Consider the following 18,987-nt stretch of genomic DNA (forward strand, 5'->3'; position numbering starts at 1 on the left):
AGGGGATCACGCATGTCCTGGTACGAGAACGAGCAGTTCTGGGCGGACTTCTACACCCACGTCTTCTCCGAGAAGCGCTTCGCCGACACGGCGGAGACTGTAAAGAAGTCCGCACTGTTCGACTTCGGCGACGGTGCGCGAATCCTCGACCTCGCCTGCGGTGCGGGCGTCTGGGTCTCGGCACTCGCCAACCGCGGCTACCAGGTCACCGGCGTGGACGTGAACCAGGATCTGCTCAACCGAGCCAAGGCCGCCTGCGAGCCACGCGAGGCCCGCCTGGTGCAGGCCGACATGCGCACCTTCGTCGAACCCGAGTCCTACGACGTCGGCATGATCATGTTCACCTCGTTCGGCTACTTCGAGGACGCCGAGGACAACCAGCGGGTGCTGCGCAATATCCACGACAGCCTCGTCCCCGGCGGCAAGATCATGCTGGACCTCGCCGGCAAAGAGGTCTTCGCCCGCTACTCCACCGCCCCCAAGGTGGTGCGTCAGGACGACATGCTGATCGTCAAGCACGACACCGCACTGGACGACTGGACCCGCATGCGCAGCGACTGGGTCCTGGTCACCCCCACCAGGACCACCCGCGAGACCCTGACCTTCTGGGTCTACAGCGCCGCCGAGCTCAAGGTCATGCTCACCGAGGCCGGGTTCACCGGCATCGAATGCTTCGGCGACTACCACGGCGCCCCGTTCGACCAGAACGCCGACCGCCTCCTCATCCAGGCTGTGAAGCCTTCCTGACCGCGAACAGCAGCGGCAGCAGGACGCACTGGGCGGCGGCGAACAGCCAGAACCGGCCCGCCGAGCCAAGACCTTCCGCGACGCCGTAAAGCTGGCCGCCGATGATCCCGCTGGCGAACGCACCGAGTCCGGCGGCCAGCCGCTGCTGTCCGAACACCACGGCAGGGGAGCGGGTCGAACGGTCCAGGGCCTCCAACTCGTTCTTGAGGAACAACACGATGTCCCCCAACGTGATCAACACGCCACCCGCCAGCATCGCCACGCCGCTGCCCAGAGAGATCACGGCGAGGCCGAGCGTCAGCCCGCCGAATCCGAACAGCATCGCGCGGCCGTAAGGCAGGCGTTTGATCCAGCCCGAAGCCAGTGGCTGCAACACGACCACCAGTAGGGCGGTGACCAGCAGGATCACGCTGTAGAACACCGTGGATGTGCGTTCCACGGCGTAGACGGCCAGGTAGTGCTGGAAGTAGAAGTACAGGTAGAACGTGACCGCCGTGGCACAGAACGGCAGCACCGCGATGCCCTTGAGCAGGCCGCGCTCGGGCGCGGTGGTCGTTTCGGGGTCGCTGTGTTCCACCGGCAGCAGCACATGGCCGAGGGTAACGGCGAGGAACAGCGCCGACACTGCGGTGAACAGCCAACCGGAGTGGCTGAGCACGAAGGGACCGGCCACGATCGGGCCGACGGCGACGCCCGCGTTGAGCGTGGCGTTGCTGACCGAGAGGAACAGCGGGCGCTGGTCATTGGTGACGCGGTGTACCAGGTAGGCCTTGTTGGCAGGCAGGTAGAGCGCGGCGCCGCAGCAGGTCAGGATCAGCGCCAGGATGGCCACCGGCGGCCAGCGCAGCCCGAGCAGGAAGCACAGGAAGCCCGCCGAGCGGACACACAGCGCCAGCACCATCGTGCGCTGCAGGCCGATCCGGTCGGCGACGGCGCCGCCGATGATGCCGCCGGAGAACTGCACCAGCGACGCCACCGCGAGCACCACGCCGATCCAGCCGAGGCCCATGCCGAGGCGTTCGTGCAGGAACACCGACATGAACGGCAGCACCATGAAGCTGCCGAACGGGATCAGGAACGAGCTGACCAGCAGGAATCGCAGCGACGGCGTCAGCGATAACCGCGGGCGGGAGTCGGTGTCGGTCACTGGGTGATCAGCCGCAGCACACCGGAAGCCACCACCACGCGGTGCACGGCCAGTTCGGCGGTCGCCGCCTCGGCCAGCACCATGCCGGCACAGCCGCGGTGGTCGCTCAGGTGCTCCAGGCGGGAGCCGATCTCCTTGGTGGGCAGCCACTCCGGGGATCCGGGCAGTTCGGCGAACCGATCCACGCCCCGGACCTCGGTGAGCACACCGGGCGCCGTCGGGTAGTTCAGTGTGAACGCGACCGCCGGCCCGCCGGGCAGGTCGGCGTCCATCAACTCCGGCCTGCGGCCCAGTGCTTGCTCCAGCAGCGCGAGGTAGACGTTGTAGCCCAGCGCCCGGCACACCGACTCGGCGACCTGCGCGCCGCCGATCCGTGGGTTCACCTCGATGACCTCGGGTCCATCCTTGGTCATGGCGAACTCGATGTGCGCGAACCGGTCGGTGTAGCCCAGTGCGGCGAGCACATCGCCCACCCAGGTGTCCACAGCGGACAGTTCGGCGGGCGGGAATGCCACCGGGAAGGCGGTGATCGCCTCCACGAACGCCGGTTCCGGCGACATCAGCCTGCTGGACACGCCCAGCAGCCGGGTGCGGCCCGCCCAGGTGACGGTTTCGGCGCTGTAGACAGGCCCGGCGACGAACGGCTCGGCCAGCAGCCCGCCGAACAGGTTGGCCTGCGCTGATTCGGTCAAGGCGACGTCCAGGTCGGCCTGGTCGCGGACCAGCCACACGTTGCGGCTGCCGGTGCCCGAGGTGTCCTTGATGATCGCGGGCAGGCCCACCTCGCGGCGCAGATACTCCAGGTCGGGCTGTACCTCGACGGCCCGGCCCCGGGTGAGGCCGTGGGAGTGCAGCAGGTTGCGCACCCGCTGCTTGTCGCGCACCAGCCGGACCACCTCCGGATCGAGTCCGGGCAGGCCCAGTTCACGCGCGTAGTCCGCGCCCTGGACGGCCCAGGTGTCGGTGGAACTGACGAGGCCACGCAGGTTCGGGATGTCCGCCAGCGCCTTGCGGGTCGCGGTCTCGTCGAAGGTGTCCACCACGACGATGTCCAGCGCGTCGGCGGGCAGCCGGTCCAGCTCGTAGGTGTAGTAGCCCTTGTCGCCGGTGAGCAGGCAGATCCGCTCGCCGAGCGCGTCGGCGGCGGCCACCAGTCGGCCGAGGCCGAACGTCAGGGATTCCAGCAGGACGATCGTCATCGTGTCTCCGGAGCTGATCTGCGGTTCCATTGCATGACCGACCAAGGCATTTCCAGGTCGGCCAGGGTCTCGATCTCGTGCGGTTTCAACGTGGCCGCGTCCAGTGCCTCGCGGTGGCGGGAGAACACCCGGTCCACGTAGCGGTGGCCGGTGTCGGCGCCGATCACCAGGTGGACGCGTTCGGGTGCCCGGTCGACCTCCCAGCCCGTCACCAGGTACGCCGCGCCCGTGGACAGCCCGGCGAACACGGCGTGCTCGCGCAGCAGCGCGATCGAACCCGACATGGCGTGGGTGAAGTCCAGCCAGTGCAGCCCGTCGTAGAACTCGTGCTGCACGTTGCGGAACTCGATGGAGCTGCCGATGCCCGCGATGATGGCGTCCGGGTCGGAGAGGTGCTCGCTGCCGAAGGTGACGCTGCCGAAGGGCTGCACGCCGACCAGCCGCACCCGCCAATCCTTACGCCGCAGGTGCTCCACTAAGCCGCCGGTGGACGCACCGGAACCCACCCCGCCGACCACGGTGAGCGGCCGGTCGCCCAGGCCCGCCGCCGCCAGTTCGTTGGTCACGATGTCGGCGAACTCGCGGTAACCCAGGTAGTGGATGTCGTCGTGGTACTGCTGCATCCAGTGCAGCTCAGGCCGTTGCGCCAGGATCTCCTTGATCCGCCGCACCCGCAGCTCCTGGTCCAGCTTCAGGTTCGCCGACGGCTGGACCTGTTCCACCGTGGCGCCCAGGATTTCCAACTGAGCGCGCACGGTGGCGTCCACGGTGGTGGAGGCGACGATGTGGCAGCGCATGCCGTAGCGGTGGCAGGCCAGCGCCAGCGAGGTCGCGTAGATGCCGCTGGAGCTGTCGATCAGCGTCTGACCGGGCTTGACGATGCCGCGGTCCAGCAGGGACCGCACGGCGGCCAACGCCGAATAGATCTTCATGGTCTCGAACCGGGCGAGGACCACGTCGTCGGACAGCCGGACCAGGCGGGGAGTTTTCAACGCCTCCGCGATGTGCTCATGCAACGCCGTATCCCCCTCGTGCGAACCTACATTGGTGACCGAGCCCGCGGAAGAACGCGGACAGCTCGTCCATCAGCGCCCGATCCGGCCGCGCCGTGAACAGGTAGCCGACGATGCGCCCGGTGTGCGCCACGAAGACGCCCGCGGCGCCGAATTCCGCGCGGCGGGCCAGCACGTCATCGAAGAGAGCCTTGGGAAGCACCCGCTGCGACAGCTCCGCGCTGATGGTGGCGGCCCGGGCGACGCCTCGGGCGTCGGCGGCGCGGAAGGCGGTCAGCAGGTCGGTCAGACAGCGCTGGTAGGCAGGCGCGTGACGGCGGTAGTGCCGCAGCAGCAGCGGGGTCACCGCGGCGGTGTCGACCATGCCCGGCTCCACCGCGTAGCAGGTGTGGAAGGCGATCTCGGCGCCCAGCCGTTCCACCACCCGGTGGCGTCCGCTCAGGTACAGCGCGAACTCGTCGAGGAAGACGCTGTCGGCGCGCTCGATTCTGGAGAGGATGTCGATGACCGCGTGCTGGTCGTAGGGCATCCCGAACAAGCGGAAAAGACACCGGAGCGCCGCCACCAGGTCGGCGGTGGAACTGGCCATGCCGATGCCCACCTCCAACTCGGTGTGGGTGCTCCAGCCGCCCGCGGGCAGCGTGAGCCCGTAACGCGCCAGGAACAGCGACACCGCGGTGGCGGTCTTGACGGGAAGCGCGGAGGTCTCCCTGCCGTCAGGTCCGAAGTGGACCCAGGCGTGCCGGTCGACCGGGAAAGAGACGAGCCCGATCTGCGGATTGCCGTCGTGGAGCACCGGGCCCTGGAACAGTTCACCCAGCGTGCCGTGGCAGACACCGGAGACCGGCAGCGCCCGTTCGGGACCGCGGGCGGCCGGGATCATCTCGGCCAGCCCGCGTACCTGGGAGGCTGTCATCGCCCGATCGACCTCAGATAGCCGCCGAACTTCTCCGCCGCGTCCACATTGCGCGGACCCGCCACCAGCGAGGCGTAGGGCAGCACGAAGAACCGCTTGTTCTTTACCGCGTCCACGTTGGCCAGCGCGGGCAGCGACTCCAGGTACTTCTGCTTGTCCGCGGCAGGCTGATCGCCGTAGTCGTTGATGATGATCACTTCGGGGTTGGCCTTGACCACGGCCTCCCAGCTCACGTTGATCCAGCGGTCCTTCTGGTCGGCCAGGATGTTCGCCCCGCCCGCCTTGTCGATGACGTCCTGCGGGACGGCGTAGGCGCCGGGGGAGTAGGGCTGGTCGGTGCCCGAGTCGTAGAGGAAGACCCGGGGCCGCTGGGCTCCGGCAGGCCGGGCCGCCTCCAGCTTGCCGATCCGGTCCCGGTATTCGGCGATCAGCTTGTCCGCCTTGTCCTTCGCGCCGAAGATGGTGCCCAGGTTGCCGAGGTCGGTGTACATCGCCTCCAGCGGTGGTTTGGTCGCACTGCTGTCCTGTTTGAAGCAGGTCTCGGTGGTGATGTAGCTGCGGATGCCCAGGCCGTCCAGGATCTGCGGAGTGATTCCCCTCGACTCCGCGAACCCGGCGTTGAGACCGGCCATCACCCAGTCGGCCTTGGCGGCCAGCACGATCTCCTTGCTGATGCGCTGGTCGCCCAGCCGCTCGACCCTGGTGAAGTCCTCCCGCCACTTCGAGTCGGGGATGTTGACGTCCTCCACCTTGTTCATTACATAGCCGCGCATCTTCGGGGCCAGGCCCAGCGCGAACATCATTTCCACCGAACCGATGTCGTAGACGACCGGCCGCTGTGGCGTCGGGTAGCTCATCTCCTTGCCGCAGTTGGTGAACTTGGTGCCTGCCGACTGCTCGGCCGCGGGCTGCTGGACGGTGGCGCCGCAGCCTGCGAGCAGCGTGGCCGCGGCGATCACGGTCACGAGACGTTTCACAGAAGTGCCTCCTCGTGGGCGGGGGATGCGGTGACGGGCAACTCGAAGAGGAGCTGGGGGATACCGGTGGTGGGGTGCGGGACGACAACGGCGTCCACTTCGAACACCTCGCGCACCAACGCGGTGGTGATCACCTGCTCCGGCGGTCCGCAGGCGACCAGCCGACCGGCGCGCAGCACGCCGATCCGGTCACAGGCCTGGGCCGCGAGATTGAGGTCGTGCAGCGCGATCACCGTGGTCAGCGCCGCGGTGCGCAGCAGTGCGAGCAGCGCGACCTGATGATGTACGTCGAGGTGGTTGGTCGGCTCGTCCAACACGAGCACCTTCGGCTGCTGGGCCAGCGCGCGGGCGATCAGCACCCGTTGCCTTTCGCCGCCGGACAGCGTGTGCACGCTGCGACCCGCGAGGTGCCGGGCGTCGACCTGCCCCAGGGCCTGCCAACACAGATCCCGGTCGTGCTGGGTGAGCGCGCGTCCGCCGTGCAGGTGCGGGGTGCGGCCCATGGCGACGAGTTCGTCCACCGTGAAATCGAGGTCGGCGTGGTTGTCCTGGGTCAGCGCGCCCACCCGCCGCGCGCTCTCCTTCAGGGTCAGGTCCGCGATGTCGGTGCCGTCCAGCAGCACCGCGCCCGCGCTGGGCCGCATCGCCCGGTACACGCAGCGCAGGGTGGTGGACTTGCCGCTGCCGTTCGGGCCGACCAGCCCCACGACCTCGCCGGTGCCGACGTGCAGGTCCAGTGCGCGGACCAGCGTCTTGCCCGCGACTGCGACGGAAACGCCTCGAAGCGCGAGTTCCATCAGCGGCCGCCGAAGAGGTAGCCGCGGCGGCGCATCAGCGTGACGAACACCGGCACGCCGATCAGCGAGGTGATCACGCCCAGCGGCAGTTCCTGCGGGGCGAGTGCGGTGCGGGACACCACGTCCACCCAGATCATGAACACGCCGCCCGCCAGCGGGGCCACCACCAGCACCCTGCGGTGACCGGAGCCGACCAGCATGCGCACCAGGTGCGGCATCACTAGCCCGACAAAGGCCACCGCGCCGCTGACGGCGGTGAGGATGCCGGTGACGGCCGCCAGCAGCAGGAACAGCCCGCGCCGCAACGCGGCCGCGTCCACGCCGAGGCTGGCGGAGGTCTCGTCGCCGGTGGCGAGGATGTCCAGCGAGCGGCCCAGCCGAAACAACAGGACCGCGGCCACCGGCACCGCGATGGCGGCAGGTGGGATGACGCCCCAGGTGGCGGCGCCGAGGCTGCCCAGCGTCCAGAACAACACCGACCGTGCGGCCTCGCCGGTGGGTGCCAGGAACACCACGACGCTGGCGATGGCCTCGAAGCCGTAGGCCAGTGCCGTGCCGGTGAGCACCAGCCGCAGCGGGGTCAGCCCCAGCGCGCTGCGGGCGGCGAAGTACACCAGCACTGTCGCGCCCAGCGCACCCAGGATCGCGGCGATGGACAACGCGTAGATGCCCAGCGCGGCGAACACGCCGAACACCGCGACGATGGTGGCGCCGACGGCCGCACCGGAGGAGACGCCCAGTACGAACGGGTCGGCGAGGGCGTTGCGCACCATGGCCTGCGCGGCGACGCCGACAATGCTCAGGCCCGCGCCGACCAGTACCGCGAGCAGCACCCGCGGCGCGCGGACCTCCCAGACGATGGCGTAGCCGGTGACCTCGTCGGGCGAGATCGTGCCGCCGGTGAGGGCGGCGCCGAGGAAGTGGAGGACGTCCCGCAGCGGGACCAGGCTCGGGCCGAGCGCGATCCCGGCCACGATGGACACCAGCAGCGCGGCGGTCAGCGACACCACGGTGATGGTGAGCCGCCTCGAGCTGTTGCGACGTGCGCTGTCCGGTGCCCGCTCCGGCACCGGGGCGTCGAGCACCGCCGCCCCCAGATTCTGACTCATGGTCTGGAAGTCGGTGGTCCGAATCGGCAAGTTCCCGACGTGATCCGAAACGCCGTACTAGTTGCGCTGTTCGGCCTAGAAACTACTCCATTGGTCAGATATGAATGGATCCAAATATGCCTGTCCAGCATGGCATTAGGCAGTAAGAAGCCGGCGGACGGCGGGGCCACGCCGTCCGACGGGATTTTCCTGACTCATTGTCTGATCCTGCTACGCTGGTGCTTACTCGGGGAAATACGCTCCAGCGTTCTCGGAGTCAGCTGCGATATTCAACGGGGCCGGTCGCATTGAGGGTGCTGATTGTTCCCGTTGGTATCGCCGCGGTGGATTCACATCGGCTGCACGATCCAGTGCTGGCTGTGCGCACCGGGCTGGCACCTCAGGAGCTCGGCCGGAGCTTCGGGCTGTCCCTCGTCGATGCAGTAGTTCGGGAAGGCCACGTTGCGGAACAGCACGCTGCGTTCCCCCGCAACCGGAACCGGCATCCACTGCTGACGGGCGTCGAACGGGGTGCACCTCAGCAGCGGAAGTTCCAGTTCCTCGGGACTGACCGCGCTGACACAGGCGCGGCTTTCGGCGTTGCGGATGGCGACGGCCCTGCCAGGCCTGCGCTCGAGCGTCCACTCCTGGGCCAGCGAAGCGTGGAACTCGGCGGTCGCGAGGAGTCCGTCCTCATCCTCCAGGTGCTGGTCGTTCACCTCGTTGAAGACGACGACGTTCCCCTGCTGCTGGGGAGCTGTCTCCACGCCCGCCGCGGGCGCCGCAAGAGCGGTCAGACCCAACAGCCCGACAGCGAAGGCGTATAAGGACATGCGGATGCGTTTCACGACGCGTTCCTTTCAAAGGGAATTGTTTGATTGCTCACGCGGTGAGTAATTGCGGGCCATCGAGATCGGGCTGCCAACATCGGTGGCTTGCCTGCATATCCCGACGGACGGTTATTTCCACCGCAACATTTCGTAATCGCGCAACTCCGCGCAGTAGTCAAGCTATTACGCGCATACTCCTGCGTATAGGCCTGATCGGGTGGACAGGGCTTTCCGTAGCTCAGCTCTTCTGGACGATCTTCGACAGCTCGCCTGCCACGTGGTCCGCCTCGTGCCAGCCGCGAATCAGCACACCGCCCTTGCCCACCAACGCGATCAGCGGCGGCTCGGCCGCGGCGTACTTGCGGGCGATGGTGCCTTCCTCGTCATCGTGGCCGACCGGATAGGGCACGGAGTGCTCGTCGAGGAACTCCCTCAACTCGGTGTCGTTGTCCCGACCCGCGATGCCGAGAAACACCACCCGGTCCCGGTAGTCCTCGGCCAGCTTCGTCAGCGTGGGCTGCATCTCGGTGCACTGACCGCACCATGAGCTGAAGAACACCAGCACCACCGGCCGGTCCTTCCACAACTCAGAGACCCGGACGTCGGAACCGTCCAAGACTGTGAGGGTGAAGTCCGGGGCCTCGGGTCCGGGTTGGGCGGCCGCGTAGCTCACGCCTGCGGGGACCGGGCCAGGCAGCCGGTCGGAACCGCCGCGGGATTGTGCGCAGCCCGCCATGAGCAGCAGGGCGGACAGCAGGATCAGCGCCTTCCTCACGGCAGCACTCCGATCAAGGCAGCGCCCTCGCGGCGCAGCGGAACCTTCGTGCCGTCGTCCAACACCAGCTTGTACTCCTGTGCCTCATCGATGGCCTGCCGGAAGCTCAGCTCGCAAAACGTCGGCACCCGCGGCACATTCAGCTTCTCGTCCAGTGCCTGCACCGCCCGGCCCGCGGGTAGCTCACCCGCGCCAAGTCGCGTTCCGCCCGCGTCCTCGATGTGGAAGTCCGCCCGCTTGTGCACCGCCGCGAACGCTTTCGCCCCCGCGCACTCCGCGCCGACCTCGCGCAGTTCCCCATCGCGGAGCAGCAGCTTCACGTCCAGTTCGGGCTGCTGCCCGGCGCATCCAGCGCCGAGCAGCAGCACCAGCAACAACACTGCTCTCACCTGGTCACCGTGCACTTGGCGGTGGCCTTCTTGGTGGGGTCGCTCTCCGACACCGCGGTGAGCGTGACGGTTCCGCTGCCCTTGCCGACGCCGTAGACCGTCACGTCCTTCTTCTCCCCGGCCTTGGCGGTGGCCAGCAGGTTCGGCAGGTGCACCTTGATCCCGTCGGACGCGGTGGCCGACAGGCGGTACACATCCGACCGCAGGTGCTCCGCACCGCCCGCGGCCCCGGTGTTGGCCAGCGGGAACACACAGCGCGACAGCCCATCACCAGGCTGACCGTTCACATCGGACAGCCCGACGCCGCGGGCCTGCGTTCCGCTGCCCTCGGTGGAGCGCACCGCCACCGTGTAGGACAGCACGCCGCGGGCGTCGCGCTGGATGTCCACCACGTAGAAGTGCAGCTTGTTCGGCTTGTCCAGGTACTCGTACTGGCTGCCCGAACCCGTGCCCGCCTTGAACAGCCCGTCGGCGAGTTGCCGCGGGTCGCCGACGGTGACCTTCACCGGCGTGCCGTCCGGACGGTAGTAGTCGACCAGGTTGATGTCCTGCGGGTTCGCGTCGATGACCCACGCGAACGGCGCCGACCGGTCCGAGTCCTTCGTCTTGGCCAGCAGCACACCGCTGTCCGGGGTGAAGGAATCGGTGCCCATCCGGTCCACGACCTCGACCGAATACTTGTGGTAGCCGCGGCCATCGCACAGCGGATCGGTCTGCTGGCTGCACGACGGGGCGAGGTCGCCGCCGTTCATGGCGACCGTGACGCCCGCGACCGGACCGACGACCGAGCGCGCGGTCACCGTGGTCACCGCGACCCCGGAGCGCGCCAGACCGGTGCGGTCCAGCTTGAGGATCTTGGCCTCGTCCACGATGCCCAACTGCTGCTTGTTGCGCAGCATGTGCTGGGCGCCCATGGACGCGCCCGCCGTCGGCGGGATCAGCCAGCGGGTGTGGGTGCCGCCGGGACCGTTGAAGGTGCCGCGGCTCATCATGTCCCACGGCCCGGAGAACGCCCGGACCGGCGGTTTGCCGAACGGGTTGTTGTAGTTGTCGCCGATGCCCAGGATGTGGCTGAACTCGTGGGCGAAGACGCTCATGCCCGAGCTTTCGGCCTGGGTGGACGACCCGCCGCCCGCGTTGGGCCAGATGGTGGCCGCGGCCTTCCAGGATGTCCACTCCACATAGCGGGTCTTCGCCCAGTTCGGCAGCTTCGGGTCCGGCGGGCCGAAGGAGTCGGGGATGTCCTCCTTGCGCTGGAACAACATCTCGCCGAACTCCTGCCAGGTGGAAGACTCGTCCTGGCCCGCGCTCAGATAGAAGATGAAGTCGAAGCCCTTGGGCACCTCGCTGCCCACATCGGCCCGCCAGGCGGCGCCGCCGTCGGTGCGCAGGTCGCGGTTGCAGTTGGAACCCGACGGGCAGCCGGTGCCGCCCTGCATCTCCATCGCGTACTCGAAGGACTTGCCCGGCATCTTGTACGGGCCGAAGGCCTGCAGGTCAACGCCGTAGCGGCCAGCGGAGTCCTCCATCCAGTACTCGTTGATGGTGTGCCCGTGGTTGAGCTCGCCGGGCTTGTTCAGGAAGTCCTGGTAGAAGGGGGCGACCTTGTCCCTGGGGATGTTGCTGGCCAGGGCCTGTGGGTTGCCGAACACGGTCGACTTCGGCGGCTGGGTGACGGCGAAGGGCTGGTCAGGATAGTCGGCGAGCACCAGCGCGCCGCGGAACTTGCGCTTGGTGGGCTTGAGGGAGGGATCCGCCCAGTTCGTGCCCGGCACCTTGCGGTAGTCGTCCCAGGTCATGTCCCCGGGGTTCTCCCACCGCGGCGGGTCGATCGGCTTGGTGTCGGATGGGCGGACGGTCGCTTGGTTCTGCGCGGCGGCACTGAGGCCGCCACCGAGGGTGAGCGGCAGCACGGCGGCGAGCAGGATCGCTCCCGCCCTGGCCAGCCGCCAGGTCATGGCAGGGTTCACAGGTCTGAGACTAGGAAGTGGCGCAGCCGTTACCACACTGCCAAATGGCCGCAAGGCTGTCGTTCTTTACCATTCGATCCACAACGGTTTAGGCTAAGGCAATGCCACGTCCCAGGGAGTTCGACGACACCGCCGCGGTGACCGCGGCGATGGAGTTGTTCTGGGCGAAGGGATACGAGGGCACCTCCACCCAGGACCTCTGCGACGGCACCGGCCTCGGCCGCGGCAGCCTATACAACGCCTTCGGCAGCAAGCAGCGCCTCTACGAGGAGTCCCTGCGCCGCTACGACGCTGTCGGCGGAGACGAGCAACTCGCCGTTCTGGAGCGCCCTGGTCCGGTCAAGGATCGGCTGCGGGCGCTGATGGTCCGGGTGATCGACGCCGACCTCGGGGACCCCGACCGCAAGGGCTGCCTCGCCATCAACGCAGCGGTGGAGGCGGGCGGCCGCTCCGAAGAGGTCGGCAAGCTGACCCACACCCAGTTCTCGCGCCTGGAGCAGGCGCTAAGCCATGTCATGGCTGTCGGCCAGAGCACGGGTGAGCTGTGCACCGACCGCTCGCCGGTCCAAGCGGCCCGCTTCTTCCAGAGCGCCTACTACGGCCTGCGCATTCTTTCCAAGGTCACCTCGGATCGCACCGCACTGATGGATGTCGTCGAGGGCACCCTGGCTGGCCTCTGATCTCCGTCGGGTGAACGAGGCGCCAGCTTGTGGCGGCATCTCCGCGACCCGTGCCATCCTTCGGGATCGTGCCATATGTGTTTGCAGACAGGAACCCTCTTCCCGTGCCGTGCGTGTTCGGAATCAGCGAGCGTGCGGACGATCATGAACTGCCTGCCGCCCGTCCTGACCTCTTGCTGCATGGTCGACCGAAGACCATCGAAGACATTCGCAAGCTCCTTCCGGAAAAGGTCATCCCGTTCTTCGATCAAGCGATTAACACGGCGGAGCTGCGGGACCTGAGTTACGTCCTGACGGATTGGATTGCTTTTGCTACGGGACTTTACGAGGAGGAATATCAGAAAAATATCAAACTGATTGACGAAGGTCGAGCAGATGAACTGCCGAGTGGGCGAGTTGTGCCCGCCCCGAGTGATGAAGAGGTGAAGCAGATGGCGCGTATGCCGCACGATCCCGACAGAAGGCATTTCCTGGATGGCCGAGAGTTGATTTGGGTGCCAGAAGATGAGTAGATATGATGTCGACTATTCGCCCGAGGCTCAGGCGGTTCTGAATTCCGCCCCGGATGATATCCGTAAATCGATTGAGGCGGACGTGGAGCGATACGCTTCTCTTGCTTCAAATTTCCCTGGCGGAGATCACCGCCGACGAGATTTCGGCGGTCCCGGATATCGGGTCGAGTATACCATTCGCCATTCGGAGCAGCAGCTTATGGTAGTAAGAATCAAAATCACATATCTATAGTTGTGTTGAGATCAGCCTGCGATGTCTCGGACGGCGGTGGTTATCTCGGCGACCGTGGTGGCCAGTGGTCCGACAGGCTTGACCAGCTCCGTGAGCTTGGCCAGCGTCTTGCGGACCACACCCGGATCGGGCTGGTCGCTGTGTAGTTCCTCGCTCAACATCTCCGCCGCTACGCCCGTGCCTGCGGGGAGGTCGGCGTGGTACTCGTCCAGCTGGCGCTCCAGCCGCGCCAGCAGCTCGGCGGTCTGCGGACCGAGCTGCTGGTTGAAGCCGATGTTGATCGAGGCGCCCTGGCCGATGGCCTGGTTGCCGACGTGGCTGTGGCCGCCGAACTGCTGAGAGCCGTAGTTCACGTTGTCCGGCATGGCGACCTCACCTCGCTGCTCGTCACTTCGGTTGAGCCGTGGCGGCCTGTTGCTGCTGCTGGTTGATGGCGGCCTGCTTGCCGACCGCCTGGTTGCCCACCACGCTCACGCCACCAGTCTGAATGATGCCCTGGTTCAGAATCATCATCTGCCGGTTCCGGAATTCGGTCGTGTCCACACCGTTGGCTTCCAGGAAGTCGAAGATCGCCCCCAGGGTGTGCCGTTCGATGATCTTGAGGTGCTTCCGTGCGTCGGTGACCTGGAAGTAGTTGTGGTAGTGGGTGTCGATGCCAAGCTGCCGGACGCTGACCGCGGCGCCGTAGTTGAACCCCAGGTCCTCATGCGCCCGGGTGATGGTGCGCATCATCCGCTCCTCCCAGCGGAGTCGCCACCACCAACTGGACAGAATGCGGCCGGTCGCGCCGAACACCGTGCCGGTGATGCCCTGCGCGCTGCGCGCCGCCAGCCAGAGCGCCTGGTCGGGGGTGATCTCCTCGGTCAGCCGGTCCACCTGGTGGTAGCTGTTCCACAGCGGCCCCAACACGGTCTGCGTGCACTCCAGGTAGAGCATGCGGCCGTCAGTGGAGAAGTGCAGGAGCACCGTGGCGACCACCTCGCTGCCCCAAGACGGCACGGTGGCACACAGGTAGTGGCGCTTGGCGCCGCGCGGTGCGCCCATCACCCTGGTGATCTCCTCGGGTGGCACCGCCACCCGAGGAGCCTCGCCGCGATCCGGCAGCAGCAGCGGGTCGTCGGCCAGCAGCTCGCCCTGGATGAAGAGCCGGTCCTCCAGCATGAGCCCGTCGAGGCGGTCCTCGTCACCCAGCGTCCGGTTCTCCCCGACCGCGGCGAGCCGCTCGCGGACCAGGGCGATGAGCGCCTCCGTGTCGATCGGCACCGTCTCACCGGACTCGTCGCCCTTGGGCGTCGTCGGCAGCGCGAACGACCAGCCGGTCTCCTCGTGGCCGTGGCCGATGAACGGCGTGTAGCCCGCGTAGACCGTGGTGTTGCCCCACTGCGCCGCGCTCACCTCGGCCAGCCTGACCTTGAAGCGGGCGTCGTCCGGCACCAGATCGGGCGCACTGCGGGTGGCGAAGGTGCCGCGCCGCAGTTCGGTGGTGAGCACCTCGCGCAGCTTCACCCGCTCCCAGATCAGCAGCCCGTAGGCGATCAACGCCGCGAACAGCGGGATCAGCGGGGTGCCGCCCATCCAGGAGGGCAGCCCCTCGTCCTCGTCGGCGGGGAACAGCACCTCGTCCATGGACACTGTCAGGTACATGTAAACGATGACCACGGACGGAATCACCAGCAGCCGGGCGAGCTTGCCGGTGCGGATCGCGGAGTTGCCCGCGGCGCCGATACCGGGCAGCAGCAGCGCCACCGCGATCAGCGTCCACAATGGAGCCAGCACCAGGCTCAACAGGCCGAGGCCGAGCAGGATCAGGTCGCGCACGAAGCGCTGGCGCTGACCGGCGAGGCTGTGCCGGATGATCGGGTCGACGTCGATGCCCACCGACGGTGCGACCGCGCGCAGATTGGGACCGAGAAGCTCACGCACCACTCGCTCCGCGAACACATGATCGGCCCGTGCGCCGACGCAGAGGTACCGCGTCGCCTCGCTGTAGGTCTCCGGACGCTCCGACACCCTTGCTTCCCCCAAACCAGTCACAGGTTGACCTTGCCCGTCGGTTTCTCCGGTGCCCCGCCGAACAACGTCGGCGGCGCGACCTGCTGTCTCAGCCGCCGCGAGTTCACCGCGACGAAGCCGAGGATGATCCCGAACAGCAGCCCGAACGTCGTTCCGTAGCCCAGTGAGTCCAGGTAGTAATGGTCGGAGGCCCGACCCCAGTCACTGATCTGCATGGCCAACCCCGCCGACAGCAGCGCGGCACTCGCCGCGCCGAGCACGGTGGCACCCAGCGTCGCGGTGAACACCAACAGCGGGTTGAACTCGGCGGGCAGACCGCGCCGCAACCTGGTCAGCAGGAAGCCGGTGATCAGCACCAGCAGCACCGCCCGCAGGTCGAAGCTCAGCGCCTGCCCCGCCTCCGCCGCACTGTCGGCGTTGAGCGCGTTGCCCCAGCGCGGGAAGCTCAACAGGTTGACCAGCAGATACGACAGCAGACCGTCGGCGTCCCGCGGATCGAAGTACCCGCCGATATACGGGTTTCCGACAATGACGACAAACCCGAATACCGTCCAGACCTCCGGTCCGAAAGACCGTCCCCTTCTGGAAATCCCCACGGCGCGCAGGCTAGCGCTTAACCGAACCACCCGTGAGTGATCGACAGCGGATCGTTACCTCACCGAATGGTGGGGAGAAGATCACCCGATGGGCGTCGCATGCTGGAAAGCGTCTCTCGCCTGCCCGAAGAATCGGCCGAGTGCTGGGCTTCTGTGCACTGACCCGCGACACGGCCAGGCTTGCCCTGCGCCGCCCCTTCCAGATCCGGGAGTTCGCGGAGCAAGCCTGGTTCATCGCCATCGTTTCCCTGGGCCCCACCGTGATGCTGGCCATCCCGATGTGCGTGATCGTGATCTTCCAGCTCAACCAGCTGCTGATCGAACTCGGCGCCGCCGACCTGGCGGGGGCGGGTGCCGGTCTCGCCGTGGTGCGGGAGATCGGACCAATGGTCAGCGCGCTGGTCGTCGCGGGCGCGGGTGCCACCGCGATCTGCGCCGACCTCGGCTCCCGGAAGCTGCGCGAGGAGATCGACGCGTTGATGACGATGGGCCTGCACCCCGTGCAGCGGTTGGTCGTGCCCAGGGTACTGGCCTCGGGCCTGGTCGCGTTGGCCCTCAACGGCATGGTGACGGTGGTGGGGGTGCTCGGCGGCTACCTCTTCTCCGTCTATGTGCAGGACGTCAGCGCGGGGCTGTTCCTGGCGAACCTCACGCTGCTCGCCGACCTGGACGACTTCCTGGTCAGCGAATTCAAAGCACTGGTGTTCGGGCTGCTCGCCGGGCTCGTGGCCTGTCACCTCGGTCTGCGGGCCAAGGGTGGTCCGGCGGGGGTGGGCGATGCGGTCAACCAGACCGTGGTGTTCGCCTTCATGCTGCTGTTCGGCGTCAACGCCCTGATCACCGTCGTATTTCTGCCGGTGCTGTCATGAGCCTGGAATCGCTGGGCCGCCAGCTTGCCTTCTACGGAAACGCCTACGGCCACACCGGCCACGCGCTCCGCCGCTACTGGCGTGAGGTGCTGCGGCTGCTGGCCGGGGTGAGCCTCGGCACCGGTGGCCTGGCCGTCATCGGCGGAACCGTGACCGTGATGGCGTTCATGACAACCGCGGTCGGTGTGGAGATGGGGCTGCAAGGCCACAGCGCGCTGTCCAACCTCGGCCTCGAGGCGCTCACCGGGTTCATGTCCTCCTACGGCAACACCCGCGTGGTCGCGCCGCTGATCGCCGGGGTGGCGCTCACTGCGACCGTCGGCGCCGGGTTCACGGCACAACTCGGCGCGATGCGGGCGGGCGGCGAGATCGACGCCGCCGCCTGTGTAGGCGGGGGTGAGCTGCACGAAGCGGCCGCTGACCAGGTTGGGCGTCACGATCACCGCGGCGGCCTGCGCGGGCACCCGCAGGTGCGCGGAATAGCTGAGCGCACCTGCACCCCGGTCCGGGAGGTGGTGACTCCGTCGATTCTGCCGATGGGCACGCCCAGCACCCGTACCTCGTCGCCGGGGTGCAGGTTCACCGCACGCTCGAAGTGCGCGGTGACCCTGATGCGGGGTTCGGGCTGCCATAGCGCCATCGCGCTGGCGGCGAGCAGCGCCAGCACCGCGGTGAAGGCGAGCCAACGCCTCATTTCGGCTCCCTGGCGAGGAGTTCGGGCAGCAGCGGCGTCTCGCGGCACTGCTGGGTGGTGCCGCCCGCGGCGAGGATGGTGGAGCAGCGCGCCGTACGCGGCGCGAGGAACACGCCGTGCCTCGATGCGTCTGGCGCGCGGGCCGCCACCCCGGCGGAATGCCACACCCGAGCCCAGGAGAGAAGTTGGCAGAGCCTGTTGTTGAAGTAGCCGCGCCGAGAAGACGCCTCGGCCTCGTGCTCCTCGGCGCCCTGACCGCGATGGTGTTGGCCCTCATCGTGATCGCCTCGCTGCTCTACGTTCGAGTGCACGCCGCCGACGCGGACCAGGCGCGGCGCCAGGAGGTGCTCCAGGCCAGCCGTCAGGTGCTGGTCAACCTCACCACCGTGAGCAAGGACAGCGCGAAGTCCGATGTGGACCGGCTGATGGCCAGTGCCACCGGCGCCTTCGCCGACCAGTTCGCAGGCCAGGCGGAGCTGTTCCAGAAAGTACTGCAGCAGGCCCAGGTCACCTCGCAGGGCGAAGTGCGGGAGGCGGGGATCGCGGACATCTCCGAGGACGACGCCGAAGTGCTGGCCGCCGTGACCGCGACCGTGCGCAACAGCGCGGCGCCCGCGGGGGAGCAGCGGCAGTACCGGATGAGGTTGCAACTGAAGAGGGAGGGGAATCGGTGGCTGGTTTCGGATCTGCAGTTCGTGCCGTGAACGAGCGGCGCAAGGTGACCACGGTGCTGCTCGCCGCGGTCATGCTGGCGGCGGGTATCGCAGTGGGGGTGCTGTATCACCAGTTCCAATGGGACGAGGAGGTCGCGGCGGCGCGCGAGGCGGCGACGGAAGCCGCCCAGAAACGGGTGCCGGAACTGCTCACCTACGACTACCGCACCCTGGAGGACGACCTCTCCGTCGCCCACTCGGGCACCACCGGAAGCTTCCACGGTGAGTTCGCCACCCTCAGCAGCATGGTTTCCCAGGTCGCCAGGGAGAAGGAGCTGGTCACGAAGACGACCGTATCGGCGTCCTCGGTCGTCAGCGCCGAGCCCGACCGCGTGGTGTTGCTCGTTTTCGTCAACCAGTTGACCCAGAGCAAGTCCCAGCAGACGCCACGCGTGGAGGGCGCCAGGGTCAGGGTCACCATGGAACGCAGCGACGGGTCCTGGCTTGTCTCCCAGCTAACCCCCCTTTGAGGCCACCGCCTGCTGTCGATGAACACCGGTTCCGACGACGTGCTTCCAAATAGGTGAACGCTGCTCGCGAGTAAATCCTTTCCCGGCGGAAAGATTTTTTCCGAATGCGCCGAATCGGTTAATTCCGGCGCGGAAGTTGCCGGGCGGAAGGCGGGCGGCGGAATCTGGAATCAGGTCGGAAATCCAGCAGGCAGGGTCGGAGGGGAAACAGTGGACAGTCATCTTCTGCTGCAGGCCTCGGAAGGGATCTCTTCGGGGTGGTGGGTGGTTCTGATAGTTGTCGGTCTCCTGCTTGCCGCAGTTGGCGGCGGCGGTGGCGGAGGTGGTGGCAGCTCGGGCAGCGGCCTCGACGGCCACGGC

At 67.5% G+C, this 18,987-nt stretch carries 22 protein-coding genes and 1 pseudogene; 7 read left to right on the forward strand and 16 right to left on the reverse strand.

The genetic code is table 11. From position 1 onward, the window contains the following. Positions 1 to 12: 12 nt before the first annotated feature. Complete coding sequence (locus tag ACU6XJ_RS23310) at positions 13 to 747, forward strand: class I SAM-dependent DNA methyltransferase (protein WP_476315626.1); 735 nt, start codon at positions 13 to 15, stop codon at positions 745 to 747. Here ACU6XJ_RS23310 and ACU6XJ_RS23315 read toward each other — a convergent pair. The 11 genes from ACU6XJ_RS23315 to ACU6XJ_RS23365 all read right to left on the reverse strand — a co-directional run bounded on the left by ACU6XJ_RS23315 (position 722) and on the right by ACU6XJ_RS23365 (position 11,836). Beyond that, the gene (locus tag ACU6XJ_RS23315; protein ID WP_476315629.1) at positions 722 to 1,894 is read right to left on the reverse strand and encodes an MFS transporter; all 1,173 of its coding nucleotides are present in this window, start codon (positions 1,892 to 1,894) and stop codon (positions 722 to 724) included. The genes ACU6XJ_RS23310 and ACU6XJ_RS23315 overlap by 26 nt on opposite strands. Then, positions 1,891 to 3,093 carry an ATP-grasp domain-containing protein gene (locus tag ACU6XJ_RS23320; RefSeq protein WP_476315632.1) on the reverse strand — a complete coding sequence of 401 codons (1,203 nt, stop codon included), beginning with the start codon at positions 3,091 to 3,093 and terminating at the stop codon, positions 1,891 to 1,893. Before ACU6XJ_RS23320 ends, ACU6XJ_RS23315 begins: the two co-directional genes overlap by 4 nt. Further along, positions 3,090 to 4,109, reverse strand: coding sequence for a pyridoxal-phosphate dependent enzyme (locus tag ACU6XJ_RS23325; RefSeq protein WP_476315635.1), 1,020 nt, complete (start codon positions 4,107 to 4,109; stop codon positions 3,090 to 3,092). The genes ACU6XJ_RS23320 and ACU6XJ_RS23325 overlap by 4 nt, the downstream gene beginning before the upstream one ends. Next, entirely contained in the window at positions 4,102 to 5,022 is a 921-nt protein-coding gene (locus ACU6XJ_RS23330) for a GHMP family kinase ATP-binding protein (RefSeq protein ID WP_476315637.1), read from the reverse strand. The genes ACU6XJ_RS23325 and ACU6XJ_RS23330 overlap by 8 nt, the downstream gene beginning before the upstream one ends. Then, positions 5,019 to 5,999 (reverse strand): ABC transporter substrate-binding protein, encoded by a 981-nt coding sequence (locus tag ACU6XJ_RS23335; RefSeq protein WP_476315640.1) that lies wholly within the window; start codon positions 5,997 to 5,999, stop codon positions 5,019 to 5,021. Before ACU6XJ_RS23335 ends, ACU6XJ_RS23330 begins: the two co-directional genes overlap by 4 nt. Next, a complete protein-coding gene (locus tag ACU6XJ_RS23340; RefSeq protein WP_476315643.1) occupies positions 5,996 to 6,796 on the reverse strand; it encodes an ABC transporter ATP-binding protein in 801 nt (266 codons plus the stop codon). The genes ACU6XJ_RS23335 and ACU6XJ_RS23340 overlap by 4 nt, the downstream gene beginning before the upstream one ends. Beyond that, positions 6,796 to 7,905 (reverse strand): FecCD family ABC transporter permease, encoded by a 1,110-nt coding sequence (locus ACU6XJ_RS23345; protein WP_476315646.1) that lies wholly within the window; start codon positions 7,903 to 7,905, stop codon positions 6,796 to 6,798. The genes ACU6XJ_RS23340 and ACU6XJ_RS23345 overlap by 1 nt, the downstream gene beginning before the upstream one ends. Positions 7,906 to 8,234: 329 nt before the next feature. Then, entirely contained in the window at positions 8,235 to 8,732 is a 498-nt protein-coding gene (locus ACU6XJ_RS23350) for a hypothetical protein (RefSeq protein WP_476315649.1), read from the reverse strand. Positions 8,733 to 8,952: 220 nt separating this feature from the next. Beyond that, positions 8,953 to 9,489: a peroxiredoxin family protein gene (locus tag ACU6XJ_RS23355; RefSeq protein ID WP_476315652.1), complete on the reverse strand. Its 537-nt coding sequence runs from the start codon at positions 9,487 to 9,489 to the stop codon at positions 8,953 to 8,955. After that, entirely contained in the window at positions 9,486 to 9,878 is a 393-nt protein-coding gene (locus ACU6XJ_RS23360) for a hypothetical protein (protein ID WP_476315654.1), read from the reverse strand. The genes ACU6XJ_RS23355 and ACU6XJ_RS23360 overlap by 4 nt, the downstream gene beginning before the upstream one ends. After that, positions 9,875 to 11,836 carry a M6 family metalloprotease domain-containing protein gene (locus tag ACU6XJ_RS23365; protein ID WP_476318591.1) on the reverse strand — a complete coding sequence of 654 codons (1,962 nt, stop codon included), beginning with the start codon at positions 11,834 to 11,836 and terminating at the stop codon, positions 9,875 to 9,877. Before ACU6XJ_RS23365 ends, ACU6XJ_RS23360 begins: the two co-directional genes overlap by 4 nt. A gap of 113 nt (positions 11,837 to 11,949) precedes the next feature. On the opposite strand from ACU6XJ_RS23365, the gene ACU6XJ_RS23370 reads away from it, so the two are divergent. Further along, a complete protein-coding gene (locus ACU6XJ_RS23370; protein ID WP_476315656.1) occupies positions 11,950 to 12,528 on the forward strand; it encodes a TetR/AcrR family transcriptional regulator in 579 nt (192 codons plus the stop codon). A 113-nt stretch (positions 12,529 to 12,641) separates the two neighbouring features. Next, on the forward strand, positions 12,642 to 13,040 hold the full coding sequence (locus ACU6XJ_RS23375) for a hypothetical protein (RefSeq protein ID WP_476315658.1): 399 nt from the start codon (positions 12,642 to 12,644) through the stop codon (positions 13,038 to 13,040). A gap of 243 nt (positions 13,041 to 13,283) precedes the next feature. On the opposite strand, the gene ACU6XJ_RS23380 is transcribed toward ACU6XJ_RS23375, so the two are convergent. The 3 genes from ACU6XJ_RS23380 to ACU6XJ_RS23390 are packed head-to-tail and all read right to left on the reverse strand — an operon-like array spanning position 13,284 to position 15,881. Continuing rightward, positions 13,284 to 13,637, reverse strand: a complete 354-nt coding sequence (locus ACU6XJ_RS23380; RefSeq protein WP_476315661.1) for a hypothetical protein — start codon at positions 13,635 to 13,637, stop codon at positions 13,284 to 13,286. A 22-nt stretch (positions 13,638 to 13,659) separates the two neighbouring features. Continuing rightward, positions 13,660 to 15,282, reverse strand: a complete 1,623-nt coding sequence (locus ACU6XJ_RS23385; RefSeq protein ID WP_476315664.1) for a hypothetical protein — start codon at positions 15,280 to 15,282, stop codon at positions 13,660 to 13,662. Between the two features lie 20 nt (positions 15,283 to 15,302). Continuing rightward, entirely contained in the window at positions 15,303 to 15,881 is a 579-nt protein-coding gene (locus ACU6XJ_RS23390) for a hypothetical protein (RefSeq protein WP_476315666.1), read from the reverse strand. Between the two features lie 140 nt (positions 15,882 to 16,021). Between ACU6XJ_RS23390 and ACU6XJ_RS23395 the strand changes: the two genes are divergently transcribed. Then, positions 16,022 to 16,750, forward strand: coding sequence for an MlaE family ABC transporter permease (locus tag ACU6XJ_RS23395; RefSeq protein ID WP_476315669.1), 729 nt, complete (start codon positions 16,022 to 16,024; stop codon positions 16,748 to 16,750). Then, a pseudogene (locus tag ACU6XJ_RS23400) lies at positions 16,747 to 17,142 on the forward strand (MlaE family ABC transporter permease); the annotation flags it as partial. The gene ACU6XJ_RS23395 and the pseudogene ACU6XJ_RS23400, both read left to right, overlap by 4 nt. Before the next feature lie 47 nt (positions 17,143 to 17,189). On the opposite strand, the gene ACU6XJ_RS23405 reads toward ACU6XJ_RS23400, so the two are convergent. Beyond that, a complete protein-coding gene (locus tag ACU6XJ_RS23405) occupies positions 17,190 to 17,444 on the reverse strand; it encodes an MlaD family protein (RefSeq protein ID WP_476318593.1) in 255 nt (84 codons plus the stop codon). A 185-nt stretch (positions 17,445 to 17,629) separates the two neighbouring features. On the opposite strand from ACU6XJ_RS23405, the gene ACU6XJ_RS23410 reads away from it, so the two are divergent. Together ACU6XJ_RS23410 and ACU6XJ_RS23415 are read left to right on the forward strand one after the other, a co-directional pair. Then, positions 17,630 to 18,148 (forward strand): hypothetical protein, encoded by a 519-nt coding sequence (locus ACU6XJ_RS23410; protein WP_476315671.1) that lies wholly within the window; start codon positions 17,630 to 17,632, stop codon positions 18,146 to 18,148. Next, positions 18,145 to 18,627, forward strand: a complete 483-nt coding sequence (locus ACU6XJ_RS23415) for a hypothetical protein (RefSeq protein ID WP_476315673.1) — start codon at positions 18,145 to 18,147, stop codon at positions 18,625 to 18,627. The genes ACU6XJ_RS23410 and ACU6XJ_RS23415 overlap by 4 nt, the downstream gene beginning before the upstream one ends. On the opposite strand, the gene ACU6XJ_RS23420 is transcribed toward ACU6XJ_RS23415, so the two are convergent. After that, the gene (locus ACU6XJ_RS23420; protein ID WP_476315675.1) at positions 18,613 to 18,984 is read right to left on the reverse strand and encodes a hypothetical protein; all 372 of its coding nucleotides are present in this window, start codon (positions 18,982 to 18,984) and stop codon (positions 18,613 to 18,615) included. The two genes, ACU6XJ_RS23415 and ACU6XJ_RS23420, sit on opposite strands and share 15 nt — an antisense overlap. Positions 18,985 to 18,987 lie beyond the last annotated feature (3 nt).

Source organism: Actinorectispora metalli (assembly GCF_056323685.1).